Annotated in this window: 11 protein-coding genes; 7 read left to right on the plus strand and 4 right to left on the minus strand. The window is 66.7% G+C overall.

Going from position 1 to position 17072, the window contains the following annotated elements:
* Window positions 1–121: 121 nt before the first annotated feature.
* A complete protein-coding gene (locus JX552_RS13920) occupies window positions 122–535 on the plus strand; it encodes a transposase (protein ID WP_205877934.1) in 414 nt (137 codons plus the stop codon).
* A gap of 372 nt (window positions 536–907) precedes the next feature.
* Here the strand turns inward: JX552_RS13920 and JX552_RS13925 are convergent, their stop codons facing one another.
* Together JX552_RS13925 and JX552_RS13930 are read right to left on the minus strand one after the other, a co-directional pair.
* On the minus strand, window positions 908–1348 hold the full coding sequence (locus tag JX552_RS13925; RefSeq protein WP_205877935.1) for a ribonuclease FAU-1 family protein: 441 nt from the start codon (window positions 1346–1348) through the stop codon (window positions 908–910).
* Between the two features lie 75 nt (window positions 1349–1423).
* Complete coding sequence (locus JX552_RS13930) at window positions 1424–3970, minus strand: FHA domain-containing protein (protein ID WP_241011035.1); 2547 nt, start codon at window positions 3968–3970, stop codon at window positions 1424–1426.
* Window positions 3971–4128: 158 nt separating this feature from the next.
* Between JX552_RS13930 and JX552_RS13935 the strand changes: the two genes are divergently transcribed.
* The 4 genes from JX552_RS13935 to JX552_RS13950 are packed head-to-tail and all read left to right on the plus strand — an operon-like array spanning window position 4129 to window position 11195.
* A complete protein-coding gene (locus JX552_RS13935) occupies window positions 4129–6102 on the plus strand; it encodes a serine/threonine-protein kinase (RefSeq protein ID WP_205877937.1) in 1974 nt (657 codons plus the stop codon).
* A gap of 57 nt (window positions 6103–6159) precedes the next feature.
* Window positions 6160–8328: an excinuclease ABC subunit UvrB gene (uvrB, locus tag JX552_RS13940; RefSeq protein WP_205877938.1), complete on the plus strand. Its 2169-nt coding sequence runs from the start codon at window positions 6160–6162 to the stop codon at window positions 8326–8328.
* Entirely contained in the window at window positions 8325–9758 is a 1434-nt protein-coding gene (locus JX552_RS13945) for an MFS transporter (RefSeq protein WP_205877939.1), read from the plus strand. Before uvrB ends, JX552_RS13945 begins: the two co-directional genes overlap by 4 nt.
* Window positions 9759–9785: 27 nt before the next feature.
* Window positions 9786–11195 carry an MFS transporter gene (locus JX552_RS13950; RefSeq protein WP_205877940.1) on the plus strand — a complete coding sequence of 470 codons (1410 nt, stop codon included), beginning with the start codon at window positions 9786–9788 and terminating at the stop codon, window positions 11193–11195.
* Here JX552_RS13950 and JX552_RS13955 read toward each other — a convergent pair.
* Window positions 11184–12755 carry a mannosyltransferase gene (locus JX552_RS13955; RefSeq protein ID WP_205877941.1) on the minus strand — a complete coding sequence of 524 codons (1572 nt, stop codon included), beginning with the start codon at window positions 12753–12755 and terminating at the stop codon, window positions 11184–11186. The two genes, JX552_RS13950 and JX552_RS13955, sit on opposite strands and share 12 nt — an antisense overlap.
* Before the next feature lie 123 nt (window positions 12756–12878).
* Here JX552_RS13955 and JX552_RS13960 point away from each other — a divergent pair, with 123 nt between their 5' ends.
* Complete coding sequence (locus JX552_RS13960; RefSeq protein ID WP_065137026.1) at window positions 12879–13319, plus strand: universal stress protein; 441 nt, start codon at window positions 12879–12881, stop codon at window positions 13317–13319.
* A 10-nt stretch (window positions 13320–13329) separates the two neighbouring features.
* On the opposite strand, the gene JX552_RS13965 is transcribed toward JX552_RS13960, so the two are convergent.
* On the minus strand, window positions 13330–14013 hold the full coding sequence (locus JX552_RS13965; protein ID WP_205877942.1) for an MBL fold metallo-hydrolase: 684 nt from the start codon (window positions 14011–14013) through the stop codon (window positions 13330–13332).
* A 125-nt stretch (window positions 14014–14138) separates the two neighbouring features.
* Between JX552_RS13965 and uvrA the strand changes: the two genes are divergently transcribed.
* Complete coding sequence (gene uvrA / locus JX552_RS13970; protein ID WP_205877943.1) at window positions 14139–17045, plus strand: excinuclease ABC subunit UvrA; 2907 nt, start codon at window positions 14139–14141, stop codon at window positions 17043–17045.
* Window positions 17046–17072: the final 27 nt, after the last annotated feature.

Consider the following 17072-nt stretch of genomic DNA (forward strand, 5'->3'; position numbering starts at 1 on the left):
GGGGGTGGGCATCTGATTGCTGGGTGCCCGCGATGATGGGGTGTGCCTGATGATCTCGGAGATGGCAGATTGTTCGGGGTATACCCCGCGCAGCGGGTGGATCTGCATTCTTTGACGCCAGGTGTTGGTAGACAAGACATTCCGGGTGTTCGCCTCCGACCGGGGCATGTTGTTGCCGCCATCGTTGAATGACTGGCTGCCGGCTGAGCATCTGGCCCGATTTGTCGCTGACCTCGTCGATGAGCACCTGCACCTGGCCCGGATCCGTGCCGGCTATACCGAGGGAAGTGGTGGGCCGCCTTACGATCCGCGGCTGATGGTGCGCATCCTGATGTACGGCTACGCCACCGGGGTGCGCTCATCACGAAAACTGGAAGCCGCCTGCGTCGATGTGGTTGCGTTTCGCTGGCTGGCCGCAGGTAGCGCGCCGGACTACCGGCGATCGCGTGATTCCGCAAACGCCACCTATCCGCCCTGGGGCACCTGTTCGTGCAGGCACTGGCGTTGTGCCAGGCCGCCGGCATGGTCATCCTGAGCCAGGTCGCACTCGATGGCACAAGGTCCAACACTTCCAAACGCAAAGCGATGAGCGATGCCCCGCCGACGAGTTCCCGGCGTTGTTGGCTGACGCCGAACGGATTGATAAGGCCAAGGATGAGAATTTCTGCAAGGACCGCCGCGGCGACGTGTGGCCCTAAGAGTTGCGGCGCCCTGAAACCCGACTGGAAAAGATTTGCCAAGCCGCCCAAGCCTCAACCGGCGGCTTGTCCGCCCAGTGTGCATCCATGGCATTGAGTCTGCGTCTAGGGCGGTGACACGCCGACGGACCTCGCCCTGACTACAGAATCGAAATCGGCCACGCTCCGCAGTGCCGGTAGGCCGCCGAACCCGTTACTGACCCAGCCTCCTACGCCTGTCGCCAGCTGAGCGTCATGCCCTGGCCGGCCAGCCAACCCATCAGGTCGTAGCCGTGGCGGGCCAGCCCGTCGAGTGCGCACACGGCGCGCCGGATCGCCAGCTCAGCGACGTCCTGGCTCAGCAAGCCTTGGTGCACAGCGTCCAAAAGCTCGTCGACGTCCGCCAATTCCGCGCCGCGCCCAGTGCGGACCTCGATATCCAGATAGTGGTCCTCCGAGCGCCATACCGTGTCACCCGCTGTGTATTCACCGACGTCAAGGTAGTAGTCGTGGTCGCGTTCATGACCGGGGTTGAAGTGAAACGCAGTGGCGCGCAGACCCAGTGGCGGCAGCAGCCACGACTCCAGGTAATGGAACTGGTCGCGGCCCGGCGTGGGGCGGGCCAGATAAAGGCCCCAGGGATGCACGGCATACTTGTCGACCGCCCGCACGATGCCCTTCGGATCGGTGTTGGTGTGGGCGGCCAGGTCGAACGTTTCGTGCTTCGGAGGATGGATGAAACCACTCTACCTACGAAGACGCAATTTCCAGCGCACAAAGCAGGCGTAGAACATCGACAACGCAGCCAGCATGCCCATGTCCAGCAACCAGATCTTGGACGTGTGCTGCCAAAACCTGTCTTGGGGCAGCAGCGACCCGGGCACCAGCGACCGCACGTCGACCGTCGACGCTGCGGCGGCGTAACCCCACCGCGCCGGTATGACCGTGGAAACCTGTTCCAGCACAACCCGATTGGTCACCGGCACCATTCCGCCGCACAACACGAGCTGCGCCATGATCGACACCACGAATAGCGGCATGATCTGTTCGGTGGAGCGCACCACCGCCGAGATGCCCAGGCCCAGCAGAGCCGAGGCCACGCAGGTAGCGGCCACGGTGAAGAACAACTCGAAGGTGGCGGCAGCGTTTCCGTGCCCCAGCACCAACCCGCCGCGTGTCGGCGCGCCCTTGCCTCCGACGACGATGGCGGTGGCGATCGCGGCCTGCAGCACGGCGAACCCACAGAACACCGCCGTCTTGGCCAGCAGGTACGCCGTCGTCGACAAACCCACCGCCTGTTCGCGCTGGAAAATCGCCCGCTCACCGACCAGGTCGCGGATGGTCAGCGCGGTGCCCATGAACGCCGCGGCCAGCAGCAGCAGGTTCAAGATCTGCGCGGATTCGTCCGGGGTGCCGCCGTGCTCGCCCGCCGCGCGGAATCCGTTCGAGCCCGGCACCGTCAGCGACAGGGCGCCCAGGATGAAGGGCAACAGCGCCAGGAAGACGAAATAGGCGTGGTCGGCCACCACCAAGCGAACCTGTCGGCGGGCGATGGTCGAGATCTGCCGTCGCACGCTGGTGTGCACCGGTTCACCCAGGTCAGCCGGGGCGGAGTCCGGTCCGGGCCGGTCCTGTGACTGGCTGCGTTCCAGGAAGCGGCGGTTGGCTTCGGCGGGGTCTGCGCCCACCTGGCTGAAGATCTTGGCCCAGTTGGTGGTGCCCATCGCACCACCGATGTGATCCGGCGGACCGCAATACGCGGTCTTGCCGCCCGGCGCTATCAGCAGCAGTTGGTCGCAGATGTCCAGGTAGGACAACATGTGCGTGACCACGATCACGACCCGGCCGGCGTTGGCCAGCTCGCGCAGCATCGTCATGACCTGGTGGTCGAGCGCGGGGTCGAGCCCGGACGTGGGCTCGTCGAGGATCAGCAGCGACGGCCCGGTGAGCAGTTCGAGTGCCACCGACGCGCGTTTGCGCTGGCCCCCGGAAAGTTTGTCGACTCGGGTGTCGGCGTGTTTGGTCAGGTCCAGTTCTTCGAGAACCGGGGCCACCACGCGCGCGCGGTCGGATTTGCTGGTGTCCGGCGGCAGCCGGAGTTCGGCGGCGTATCCGAGCGCCTGGTGCACTGTCAGCTGGCGGTGCACCACGTCGTCCTGCGGGACCATCCCGATTCGGCTGCGCAGCGATGCGTATTCGCCGTGGACGTCATGACCTTCGAAGCTGACCGAGCCTTTGCTGGGCCGTGCGTACCCGGCAATGAGCCGGGCCAGCGTGCTTTTCCCGGCACCTGACCCGCCGATGACGGCGGTCAGCGTCCCGGGCCGGGCGGTCAAGGTGATGCCGTCGAGCAGCTGTTTGCCGTTGTCGACGGTGTAGTTCACCCCGCGTACCTCGAGACCTCCGGTGCGGGTTGCCGCTTCGGTGCGCGGCACCAGGGTGCCGTCGCTGAACTGCAGGTCGACGTTGCCGATGGTGACGACGTCCCCCGGGGACAGGATCGCCGAACCGACCCGGGTGCCGTTGACGAAAGTTCCGTTGACGCTGCGATCCTGGATCTCGGTGCCCAGCGGTGTCGTGCGCAGGGTCGCGTGCTGGCGGCTGGCCAGCACGTCGGACACCACGATGTCGTTGTCGCTAGCCCGGCCGATCGTGATGACACCGGTGGACTTAGCGGCCCCGGCGATTGCCGCCGAGCGCGACGACAGAATTCTGACCATCCGCGTGGCCAGGTCGGATACGTCTGCGGACTTGGCGTCGACGACCGTGAGCTCGGCAGGCGGGGGCCCGACGTTGACGGTGGTGACGTCCTCGGGCGGCAGCGGTGGCGTCGTCGCCGGGCGCCGGGGCAGTAGGACCGGCCGCCCGTTCGGCTGCGGCGGCGCCGGACGTGGCGCGCCTACTGACCATGTCAGCGTCGGTGGTCCGCTGTCGTGACTTGCTCGGCTGTTGAACGTGCTGAGCAGCCGGTCCGCCGGCCCACGCTGCCGCCCGATCTCGAAGGTGAGCCGCGGCCCGGCGGGATTGCCGACGTTGATGCTCTGGCCGTCGTGGATGTCGACGACGGGCATCCGATAACCGTCGACGTAGGTGCCGTTCAGCGAGCCGTTGTCGATCGCCAGCCAGCGGCCGCGGTCGAAACGCAAGATCAGGTGCGCGCGGGAAATGCGGGGGTCGGGGATGCGGAGATCGGCGTCCAGATCGCGTCCGACGACCACCTCGTAGCCTGGGACGAAGGAACGTTGGGACCCGTCATGCCGAATCGTCAATGCCGGCGGGGCTGGTCGACTCACCACTCCCAGGTTAGCCCGCTCGCACGGCGCTATTTGTGTCCCAGCTGTGACGTTGCTATGTGTCCCGGAGGGTCATACATAGCTGTTTCATAGCTTGCATCCCGTCCTGCGCCAATGCTTTTCATGCATCATGCCAATGGAGGAGGGGATTGGTGCGGATGGAAGAACGACCAGGCGTCACCCGGCGTCTGAGGGTTGGTCTCAAGGCCGGTCGCGGGCTGGTGACAACCGTTACACACCGCCGGCGCCGGGTCCCAGCGTCCGGCTCCGCACCCGACTCGTCGGTTCGACCGGGCATGGCCCGTGGCGAATCGTTCGCCGGCTACACGATTCTCCGGCAGCTCGGCGCCGGCGGGATGGCCGAGGTGTACCTAGTGCTGCATCCGCGGTTGCCCCGCCGCGACGTGATCAAGGTACTTGCCGAGGCGATCACCGCGGACGCCGAATTCCGCGAAAGGTTCAACCGGGAAGCCGATCTCGCGGCGACGCTGTGGCATCCGCACATCGTCGGCGTGCACGACCGCGGCGAATTCCAGAGCCAGCTCTGGATTTCCATGGACTACGTCGAAGGCAGCGACGCATCCCAATTAGTGAGAGAGGTTCACCCGCAAGGAATGCCGGTCAAGGATGTGTGCGCGATACTCGATGCCGTCGCCGGAGCACTCGATTACGCGCACGACCGTGGGCTACTGCACCGCGACGTCAAACCCGCAAACATCCTGCTGAGCCACCCCGGCTCCATCCATCCCGACGACCCACACGGCCAGGAGCGTCGAATCCTGTTGGCGGACTTCGGTGTTGCGCGTCACCTCGCGGACATCAGTGGAATCACCCAGACCAACGTCGCGGTCGGAACCGTCGCCTATGCGGCGCCGGAACAACTGGCAGGCTCTAACATCGATCGGCGGGCCGACCAATATGCTTTGGCCGCAACGGCGTTTCACCTCCTCACCGGCGCGCCGCCGTTCCGCAACGCCAACCCCGTCGCGGTCATCAGCCAGCACCTGCACGACGAACCGCCCCGGCTCAGCGACTATCGTCCGGATCTTGCCCGCTTGGATGGCGTGTTCGCCAAAGCACTGGCGAAGAATCCGGAAGATCGGTTCGAGCGGTGCCGGATGTTCGCCGCCGCGGTCCATGCGGGCTCGGATGAAACCTGCGCAGCCGATCCACCCGAGCCCCCGCCCGCTCCGAATGCCCGCTTACGACGTCGGGTTCCGCCGCGTGTCCGGATGGCGGCCGCATTGGTCTGTGCGGTGCTGATCGCCGTGGCGGCCACCTGGTCGACGATGTACAGCTTCGAGGCCGACCCGTCCCAGCCCAGCCCTTCGCTGGCCGCCAGACCCGCCGCGCCGGCGCCGGTGACAGCACCGTCCGGCCGGGTGCTCGACGGCATCTACCGACTCGATCTCAACCGGGCGAAGCGCACCACCAGCGGCACTCCCATTCGCCACGACGGAGGCGCCACCAACTGGTGGGCCTTCCGTTCGGTCTGCACCCCCGGCGGGTGTGCCGCCACCGGGGTTCGGCTCGATGACGGCACCCATCAGGTGGCTGACACCACCGACGGCGGCGAGACCGACACCTTGAAGTTCGTCGCCGGCTATTGGCACGGAGCCTCGCAGCAGATACGGATCCACTGCCACCAGGCGAATCAGGCGGGACAGAGCACCCAACAGGAGACCGTCGCGCTTTCGTTGGCCCTGCAGGCTGACGGCACCCTGCGCGGCGTCCAGACCGAGACGGTCGGCAGCAACGAATGTGGCGCACAGGGTGCGGTGCTGCGGGTGCCTGTGGTGGCGACCCGATTGGGTGAGGTGCCGGCGAACCTGCCACTTGCCGACCCTGCGCAGGTGATCGGTGCGGTCGCCGTCCCGGCCACCCGTCCGATGCCACCGGTGCTGAGCGGGATGTGCAGCGACGTGGACAAGCTCGGCTACGACCAGACCAGCAACGAGCAGGTCGTCTGCGAGGGCGGAGTCTGGAGCAAGGCGCCGATCACGACCGGGGTGCATGCCGCCGGCAGTTCCTGTGACCGGCCGGATATCCCAGCGTTTGCCATGTCCGCATCCGGTGACGGCTATCTGATCGAATGCAACCCGCTCACCCGGGTGTGGGCGCGGCACAGCTGATGAGATCCCGGCTTCGCGCCCGGCGGCCTGTCGGTGGTGCCGACTACCCTGGCGACCATGGCTTTCGCCACCGAACACCCAGTAGTCGCCCACTCGGAATACCGCGCCGTGGACGAGGTCGTGCGTTCCGGTGCCCGCTTCGAGGTGGTCAGCCCGCACCGACCCGCAGGCGACCAGCCCGCCGCCATCGACGACCTGGAGCGCCGGATCAGAGCGGGAGAGCGCGACGTCGTGCTGCTCGGTGCCACCGGCACCGGGAAATCGGCGACCACCGCCTGGCTGATCGAACGGCTGCAGCGGCCCACCCTGGTGATGGCGCCGAACAAGACGCTGGCCGCCCAGCTGGCCAATGAACTGCGAGAGATGTTGCCGCACAACGCGGTCGAGTACTTCGTCTCGTACTACGACTACTACCAGCCAGAGGCCTACATCGCGCAGACCGACACCTACATCGAAAAAGACAGCTCGATCAACGACGACGTCGAACGGTTGCGGCATTCGGCGACCTCGAGCCTGCTGTCGCGCCGCGACGTCGTGGTGGTGGCGTCGGTGTCGTGCATCTACGGCCTGGGCACGCCGCAGTCCTATCTGGACCGCTCCGTCGAGCTGCAGGTCGGGATGGAGGTGCCGCGCGACGGGCTGCTGCGGCTGCTGGTCGACGTCCAGTACACGCGCAACGATCTGTCGTTCACCCGCGGCTCGTTCCGGGTGCGCGGAGACACGGTGGAGATCATCCCGTCCTACGAAGAGCTGGCGGTGCGCATCGAATTCTTCGGCGACGAGGTCGAGGCTTTGTACTACCTGCACCCGCTCACCGGCGACGTGGTCCGCCAGGTCGACTCGTTGCGCATCTTTCCCGCCACCCACTACGTCGCCGGTCCGGAGCGGATGGCGCAGGCCATCTCGACGATCGAGCAGGAGCTGGCCGAGCGGCTGGCCGAGCTCGAGGCGCACGGCAAGCTGCTGGAAGCCCAGCGGCTGCGGATGCGCACCAACTACGACATCGAGATGATGCGCCAAGTCGGGTTCTGCTCGGGGATCGAGAACTACTCGCGCCACATCGACGGTCGCGGCCCCGGTTCCCCGCCGGCCACCCTCCTGGACTACTTCCCCGAGGATTTCCTGATGGTCATCGACGAGTCGCACGTCACCGTGCCGCAGATCGGTGGCATGTACGAGGGCGACATGTCGCGGAAACGCAACCTCGTCGAATACGGGTTCCGGTTGCCTTCTGCGGTCGACAACCGCCCGCTGACCTGGGAGGAGTTCGCAGACCGGATCGGGCAGACGGTGTACCTGTCTGCCACGCCAGGACCGTACGAGCTCAGCCAGACCGGCGGCGAATTCGTCGAGCAGGTGATCCGCCCGACCGGCCTCGTCGATCCGAAGGTCGTGGTCAAGCCGACCAAGGGGCAGATCGACGACCTCATCGGAGAGATCCGCAAACGCACCGAACGCGACGAACGGGTCCTGGTGACGACCCTGACCAAGAAGATGGCCGAAGACCTCACCGACTACCTGCTGGAGATGGGCATCCGGGTCCGCTACCTGCATTCCGAGGTCGACACGTTACGACGGGTCGAGCTGCTGCGCCAACTGCGGCTCGGCGAGTACGACGTTCTGGTCGGTATCAACCTGCTGCGTGAGGGCCTGGACCTGCCCGAGGTGTCGTTGGTGTCGATCCTGGACGCCGACAAGGAGGGCTTCCTACGTTCGGTGCGCAGCCTGATCCAGACCATCGGCCGCGCCGCGCGGAACGTCTCCGGCGAAGTGCACATGTACGCCGACAAGATCACCGACTCGATGAAAGAGGCGATCGACGAGACCGAACGCCGTCGCGCCAAGCAGACCGCCTACAACGAGGCCAACGGCATCGACCCGCAGCCGCTGCGCAAGAAGATCGCCGACATTCTCGACCAGGTCTATCGCGAGGCCGCAGACACAGAGGCCACCGACGCGGTCCAGATCGGTGGGTCCGGACGCAACGCGTCACGTGGCCGCCGCGCGCAGGGCGAGCCCGGCAGGGCCGTGAGCGCCGGCGTGATCGAGGGACGCGACACCTCCACGATGCCGCGCGCCGAGTTGGCCGATCTGATCAAGGACCTGACCGCACAGATGATGGCCGCCGCGCGCGACCTGCAGTTCGAGCTGGCCGCCCGGTTCCGCGACGAGATCGCCGACCTGAAGAAGGAGCTGCGCGGCATGGACGCCGCCGGTCTGAAGTGACGGAGACTACGAGCGAAACCGGAACCTGGCGCCAGCTGCTCGGCCAGCACCTGGGCACGTCGACGGTGCTGGCCGGCGGCGTCGCGATGTACGCCACCAACGAGTTCCTGACCGTCAGTCTGCTGCCCAGCAGCATCGCCGAGATCGGCGGCAATCGCCTGTACGCCTGGGTGGTCACCCTCTACCTGGTCGGGTCGGTGGTAGCGGCGACAACCGTGAACTCGATCCTGCGCCGTTTCGGCGCGCGCTCATCCTTCCTGCTGGGGTTGGCCGTTTTCGGGGTGGCCAGCGTGGCCTGCGCGATGGCCCCGACCATGGAGGTGCTGATCGCAGGGCGCACACTGCAGGGAGTCGCCGGCGGCACGCTGGCCGGGCTGGGCTATGCGCTGATCAATGCCGCGCTGCCGCGCGAACTGTGGACCCGCGGCTCGGCGTTGGTCTCGGCGATGTGGGGCGTCGCCACGGTGGTCGGCCCGGCGATGGGTGGTCTGTTCGCGCAGTTCGGCTTGTGGCGGTGGGCGTTCGGTGCGATGGCCATCCTGGCGGCATTGCTTGCCATCCTCGTCCCGGCGGTGCTGGCCTCGACACCGACGGCCCCTCACAACCCGGCGGCACGCGCCCTTCGGATACCGCTCTGGTCGTTGCTGCCGGTGGGGGCGGCCGCGCTGGCGGTGAGTGTCGCGCAGTTGCCGCACAACGCTGTGGCGATCGCAGCGCTTCTGGCGGTGGCGCTGTTGTTGATCGCGGCTTTCGTTCTGGTCGACCGGCGCAGCCGGGCGACCGTCTTACCGCCCAGCGTTTTCGGAACCGGGCCGCTGAAATGGATATATCTGACTCTCGCGGTGCTGATGATGGCCGTGATGGTGGACACCTACGTGCCGCTGTTCGGTCAGCGATTGGGACACCTGACTCCGGTGGCGGCCGGCTTCCTCGGCGCCACTCTCGCGATCGGGTGGACCGCCAGCGAGATCGTCAGCGCCTCGCTGACCAACCCCCGGGTGATCGATCGCGTCGTCCTGATCGCTCCGCTGCTGATGGCCAGCGGCCTGGCGTTCGGTGCCGTCACGCAACGTGCCGACGCGTCGCCCGGTCTCATCGCGGTGTGGGCGGTGGCTCTGTTGATCGCCGGAACCGGCATCGGCATGGCCTGGCCACACCTGTCGGCACGTGCCATGGACTGCGTCGACGATCCCTCCGAAAGCGGTGCGGCGGCCGCGGCCATCAACACCGTGCAACTGATCTCGGCGGCCTTCGGCGCCGGGCTCGCGGGGGTGGTGGTGAACTCCGCCACCGGCGGCGAATTGATGGAGGCGCGGTGGCTGTACGCGGTGTTCACCGTGCTCGCGGCGCTCGGAGTGCTGGCGTCCTACCGGGCAACGCGAGGTGGCCGGCGGTCGGCGCCACCACCGGCAGCTGAGTTGCGGCCGTAACGCACCCCTACCTCTTACGGTGGAGGAGTGGCGGAGACGGTCGGCGAGACCGGCAGTTGGCGTGAGCTGATCGGGCAGCACCTGGGCACGTGCACCGTGTTGGCCGGCGGCGTTGCGTTGTACGCCACCAACGAGTTCCTCACGGTCAGCATGCTTCCGAGCATCGTCGCCGACATCGGCGGCGATCGACTGTTCTCCTGGGCGACGACGCTGTATCTGATCGGTTCGGTGGTCGCGGCGACCACCGTCAACCCGATGTTGCTGCGCGTCGGTGCTCGATCGTCATATCTGATGGGGCTGACCGTGTTCGGGCTTGCCGGGCTGGTCTCGGCACTGGCGCCGACCATCGAAGTGCTCGTCGCGGGGCGAATGTTGCAGGGCGTTGCCGGCGGCCTGTTGGCAGGCCTGGGATACGCGCTGATCAACACCGCCCTTCCGCGTCCGCTATGGACCCGCGGCTCAGCGTTGGTGTCGACGATGTGGGGCGTCGCAACGCTGATCGGGCCCACCGCGGGAGGATTCTTTGCCCAGTTCGGGCTGTGGCGGTGGGCTTTCGTGGCTATGGGCCTGGCGGCTGCGCTGATGGCCGTGCTGGTGCTGAAGGTCGTGAGGGCGACACGGTCCGGCTCGGAAGATGCACCAAAGCCAACCCGCGCGGTGCCGATCTGGTCGCTGCTGCTGATGGGGGCAGCCGCACTGGCCGTCAGCGTCGCCGCCCTGCCGCACTACCTGGTGCAAACCCTTGGGCTGCTGGCTGCCGCGGTGCTGCTGGTCGGCGTATTCCTGATCGTCGACTGGCGTATGCACGTCGCGGTGCTGCCGCGAAGCGTATTCGGCCCAGGGCCGTTGAAGTGGATCTACCTGACAATGGCCGTACAGATGGTCGCCGCGATGGCCAACACCTACGTGCCGCTGTTCGGTCAGCAACTGGCGGACCTGAGTCCGGTGGAGGCTGGCTTTCTCGGCGCGGCGCTGGCCACCGGGTGGACGATCGGCGAGATCGCCAGTGCATCGCTGACCAATCGTCAGGTGATCGGGCATGTCGTCGCGGCGGCGCCGCTGGTGATGGCGGCCGGCCTGGCCCTGGGCGCGGTGACCCAGCGCCCCTACGCGCCGCTCGGCATCGTCGCGATCTGGGCGCTGGCGCTGTTGACCACCGGGGCGGGCATCGGGATCGCGTGGCCGCACCTGGCGGTGCGGGCGATGACGGCGGTCGACGACCCGGCCGAAAGCAGCGCGGCGGCCGCCGCGATCAACATCATCCAACTTAGTTCCGGGGCCTTCGGCGCAGGACTGGCCGGCGTCGTGGTCAACACCGCCCCGGGCGGGGAAGTGACGTCGGCGCGCTGGTTGTTCTCGGTGTTCACTGCGCTGGCCGCATTCGGGTTCGTCGCCTCCTACCAGGCGACTCATCGCGACCGGCGCTCAGCGGCTTGACTTGACGACCTGCGAGTAGTGGAACTGCCACCGCTCCACGATGTGAAAGCCGAGATAGCCGGGGAATAGGTAGACCGGTGCCCGCCCGAACGCCGCTCCGGGCGACAACGCTTGCCCGACTTGATGATCGGGCAGTGACTTGTCCCGGTTGGTGATCGTCCACAATGTCGGACACTTGTTGATCTTCGCCGTCGTCAGCCACACCGCCACGTGACCGTCCCACAGCGCGCCGACCTTGGGCCCGTAGAAGCCCCGCTCGACGTCGATCAGCGACCGGAAGGCCGCGGGACGGGTGGCCAACAGCGCGCGGATCGGCCCGGGCCTCCACGGCACCGTGTTGTCGACCAGTAGGCAGTCGCCGGGGGCAGCGTGGGCGCTGATGACGTCGGCGACCTGGCTGTAGTCCCAGCCTTCCTTGGCGTACGGCCCACGCTGGGTGAACAAGTAGTTGGGGAACGCGGCGGCGGCCAGCACCGCCACCAGTGCGGCCACCTGCCAGCGCCGGCGGGCGATCGCCATGATGCAGACGGCGAGGACGACGGCCGCACCCGGAGCGGTGAAGATGAGGTATCGCGGATAGTAGATCGGTTCGCTCACGGCCGAATAGATCAGCACGGTGGCGGTGGGAACCACCACCCACAGCGCGCTGACGAGCAGCAGCCGGCTTGCGCCGTGCTCGGCACGCACCTTGCCGGTGAGGCGTAGAGCGGCGGCGGTCAGTACCAGCACGCCTGACAGGATCGCGAACGGGACGCTGTGGTCGAAGTACTGGCGGTGCACGACGTCCAGGAACAGGTTCCGTTTCAGTCCGTTGATCCACCCGACCTGCCACACCTGCTGGTGAGCAAACAGCATGAACGGCGTCATCGCCCCCAGCGCAACCACCGATGTCACGGCCAGCCAGATCGCCGGCCACTTGCGCGATCCCCGGGGCGTCAGCAAGGTCAGGATTGCGGCGTAGAACAACACCAGCAACACCATGTTGACGTTGACGAGAATCGCCAGCATTAGCAGCAGCGCGTAGGACACCCAGAGCCGCGCCCGGTTGCGGCGCACCGCGGCAACCAACAGCACCGTGAGCCATGCGGCGACCGCAACCACCAGTGCCGACGAGCGTGCTTCGATGCCGGCCCAGGTCACCCGCGGGAGAATGGCGAACACGGCACCCGCACACAGCGCCGTCGCGCGCCCGGAAAACTCCTTGGCGAACACCACCACGCCCGCTGCGGCGGCCCCGACAGCCAGCGCGCTGGGGACCCGCGACCAGAACTCCGTCGGCGGGAAGATCGCGAACCAGCCGTGCATCAGCAGGTAGTAGAAGCCGTGCACGGCATCGATGTGACCCAGCAGCTTCCACAGCTCAGGTAGCGTGCGACTGGCCGAAGCCGTGATGGTCGCTCCCTCGTCGAACCACAACGACGGTCTGCCGGCCCACGCTGCGCTGATGACGGAGGTCAGCGCCGCGACCACCCAGGGGTCGAGTAAACGACCCCTCCGATGTGTCGTGGCCGCCGGTTCGGCGTCGTCAGCCACTGGATTTTCGACGATTGACACAGACATGGTTGATCTCAACTTTATGTGCACAGGCGGCCGGGACGTGACCCGCGCCGCAAACCTCTCCCGTCTGGGTCCAGCAACGCGATAGGGTCTTGAGTTGGCGGACACCGACACCTTGGAGGGTAAATGAGCGCCTATCAAACCGTGGTCGTAGGGACTGACGGCTCGGATTCGTCGCTGCGCGCGGTCGACAGGGCAGCCGCGATCGCGGGGGCGGACGCCAAATTGATCATTGCGTCGGCATACCTGCCGCAGCACGAGGACGCGCGTGCGGTCGACGCCCTGAAGAGCGAGAGCTACAAGGTCACCGGCACCGGCCCCATCTACGAGATCCTGCACGACGCAAAGGAGCGGGCACACAACGCCGGGGCGAAGAACGTCGAGGAGCGGGCGATCGAGGGCGCGCCGGTGGACGCGCTGGTTCAGCTCGCTGAGTCGGAGAAAGCGGATCTGCTGGTGGTCGGCAACGTAGGTCTAAGCACGATCGCGGGCCGGCTGCTCGGTTCTGTGCCGGCGAACGTCTCCCGGAAGGCCAAGGTCGACGTCCTGATCGTGCACACCACCTAGAACCGGGGCGTCACCAGCCCCGCTCGCGCCACTCCTGGATGTGCGGGCGTTCGGCGCCCAGCACGGTGTCGTCGCCGTGGCCCGGGTAGATCACGGTGGAATCGTCGTACACGTCGAACACCCGGGTGGTGACGTCGCCGAGCAATTGTTCGAAGTCGCCCGGCTGCCACGTTTTGCCGACACCGCCCGGGAACAAGCAGTCGCCGGTGAACAAGTGGGTGACACCACCGGTTGCGGGGCCGTCCAATGCCAGCGCGATCGATCCCGGGGTGTGCCCCCGCAAATGGATCACTTGGAACGTCAGCTCACCGATCTGCACCGTGTCGCCGTTGGCCAGCAAACGGTCCGGGCGGACCGGAAGCGGCTCGGCGTCGATTTCGTGGGCGGCCGTCGCCGATCCGGTGGCCGCCACGACGGCTGCCAGCGCCTGCCAGTGGTCGAAGTGCTGGTGGCTGGTCAGGATCAGCGATAACGTCGGCGCGTACCGTCGTATGAGGTCGATCAGAACGTCGGCGTCGTTCGCGGCATCGATGAGCAGCGTTTCTCCGGTCGCAGAACATGTGATCAGGTAGGCGTTGTTGTCCATCGGGCCTACCGAAGCCTTCACGATCGTCGCTCCGGGCAGCGTGCGCCGGGCCGCCGTGCCCGGTTCGACGTGTCCGGTGTAGTCGTCGCTGAGCTGGGAAGCGGTCATACCCCAGCAGGCTACTTGGACGGCTGGCCGGGGTGCTTGTCGGTGGGGCGACCTAGCATGGAATGCGGCCTGCGTTCTGACCGTTTATGACCAGGGCGACACGAGTTTCAGCTGAAAGGGGCAGCGTGGCTGACCGCCTCATCGTCAAGGGCGCACGCGAGCACAATCTGCGCAGCGTCGACCTTGATCTACCCCGGGATGCCTTGATCGTCTTCACCGGGCTGTCCGGGTCGGGTAAGTCCTCGCTGGCGTTCGACACCATTTTCGCCGAGGGTCAGCGGCGTTACGTGGAATCGCTGTCGGCATACGCCCGCCAGTTCCTGGGGCAGATGGACAAGCCGGATGTCGACTTCATCGAGGGGCTGTCGCCGGCGGTGTCCATCGACCAGAAGTCGACCAACCGCAACCCGCGCTCGACGGTCGGCACTATCACCGAGGTGTACGACTACCTGCGCCTGCTGTACGCCCGCGCCGGCACCCCGCACTGCCCGGCCTGCGGTGAGCGCATCGCGCGCCAGACGCCGCAGCAAATCGTCGACCAGGTGCTGGCGATGGAGGAAGGCATCCGGTTCCTGGTGCTCGCGCCGGTGGTGCGAACCCGCAAAGGCGAGTTCGCCGACTTGTTCGACAAGCTCAACGCCCAGGGCTACAGCCGGGTGCGGGTCGACGGAGTGGTGCACCCGTTGACCGAGCCGCCGAAACTGAAGAAGCAGGAAAAGCACGACATCGAGGTGGTGGTGGACCGCCTGACCGTCAAAGCGAGCGCCAAGCAGCGGCTCACCGACTCGGTGGAGACCGCGCTGAATCTGGCCGACGGCATTGTGGTGCTGGAATTCCCCGACGACCGCGACGAGCATGATCACCCTCGTGAGCAGCGGTTCTCCGAGAAGCTCGCCTGCCCGAACGGGCATGCGCTGGCGGTCGACGACCTGGAGCCGCGGTCCTTCTCCTTCAACTCCCCGTACGGCGCCTGCCCCGAGTGCGTCGGTCTGGGTATCCGCAAGGAGGTCGATCCCGACCTGGTGGTGCCCGATCCAGATCTGACGCTGGCCGAAGGCGCGGTGGCGCCCTGGTCGTCCGGCCACACCGCGGAGTACTTCACCCGGATGATGGCCGGGCTGGGCGACGCGCTCGGGTTCGACGTCGACACCCCGTGGCGCAAGCTGCCGGCCAAGGCCCGCAAGGCAATTCTGGAGGGCGCCGACGAGCAGGTGCATGTGCGGTATCGCAATCGGTACGGGCGCACCCGCTCGTACTACGCGGAGTTCGAGGGCGTGCTGGCGTTCCTGCAACGCAAGATGGCTCAGACAGAGTCCGAACAGATGAAGGAGCGCTACGAGGGCTTCATGCGGGATATCCCGTGCCCGGTGTGTGACGGCACGCGGCTGAAGCCGGAAATCCTGGCGGTCATGCTGACCGCGGGGGAGTACGGCCCGAAGTCCATCGCCGAAGTCTGTGAGCTGTCGATAGCTGACTGCTCAGACTTTCTGAACGCCCTCACGCTGGGCACCCGCGAGGCGGCGATCGCCGGGCAGGTGCTCAAAGAGATCCAGTCGCGGTTGGGGTTCCTGCTCGACGTTGGGCTGGAGTACCTGTCGCTGTCGCGGGCGGCGGCCACGCTGTCCGGCGGTGAGGCCCAGCGCATCCGGCTGGCTACCCAGATCGGCTCCGGGCTGGTCGGCGTGCTCTATGTGCTCGACGAGCCGTCCATCGGTCTGCATCAGCGCGACAACCGCAGGCTCATCGAAACCCTCACGCGTCTCAGGGATTTGGGCAATACGCTGATCGTCGTCGAGCACGACGAGGACACCATCGAGCACGCGGACTGGATCGTCGACATCGGCCCCAGGGCCGGCGAGCACGGCGGCCTCATCGTGCACAGTGGCCCGTACAGCGAGTTGCTGACCAACAAGGAGTCGATTACCGGCGCCTATCTGTCCGGGCGCGAAAGCATCGAGATGCCCGCGCTGCGACGGCCGACCGACCGCAAGCGGCAGCTCACCGTCGTCGGCGCCCGCGAACACAACCTGCGCGGCATCGACGTGTCATTCCCGCTTGGAGTGCTGACCTCGGTCACCGGGGTGTCCGGATCCGGCAAATCGACGTTGGTGAATGACATCCTGGCCGCAGTGCTGGCTAACCGTCTCAACGGTGCGCGGCAGGTGCCCGGCCGCCATACCCGTGTCACCGGCCTGGACCACCTGGACAAGCTGGTCCGGGTTGATCAGTCGCCGATCGGGCGAACGCCGCGATCCAATCCAGCTACCTACACCGGGGTGTTCGACAAGATCCGGACGCTGTTCGCCGCCACCACCGAAGCGAAAGTTCGCGGCTACCAACCGGGCCGGTTCTCGTTCAATGTCAAGGGTGGTCGCTGCGAAGCCTGCACCGGTGACGGCACCATCAAGATTGAGATGAACTTCTTGCCCGATGTGTATGTGCCGTGCGAGGTCTGTCAGGGCGCCCGGTACAACCGGGAGACCCTGGAGGTGCACTACAAGGGCAAGACCATCTCCGAGGTGCTGGACATGTCGATCGAGGAGGCTGCGGAGTTCTTCGAGCCGATCAGCGGCATCCACCGCTACCTGCGCACCCTGGTCGAGGTCGGTTTGGGTTACGTGCGCCTCGGGCAACCCGCACCGACATTGTCCGGTGGTGAGGCGCAGCGGGTGAAGTTGGCTTCCGAGCTGCAGAAGCGCTCGACCGGGCGGACGATCTACGTCCTCGACGAGCCGACCACCGGGCTACATTTCGACGACATCCGCAAGCTGCTGAAGGTGATCAACGGCCTGGTCGACAAAGGCAACACGGTGATCGTGATCGAACACAACCTGGACGTTATCAAGACCTCGGACTGGATCGTCGACATGGGACCCGAAGGCGGCGCCGGCGGCGGAACCGTTGTCGCGCAAGGCACTCCGGAGGACGTGGCCGCGGTCCCGGAAAGCTACACCGGCAAGTTCCTGGCCGAGGTGGTGGCGCCGCCGACAGCACGACGGGCCAACACCAAGCGGCGCAAAGTCAGCGCGTAACACTCCCGGCGCTGCGCCGGCCGCATC

This window comes from Mycobacterium gordonae, assembly GCF_017086405.1.
Classification (GTDB): Bacteria; Actinomycetota; Actinomycetes; order Mycobacteriales; family Mycobacteriaceae; genus Mycobacterium; species Mycobacterium gordonae_D.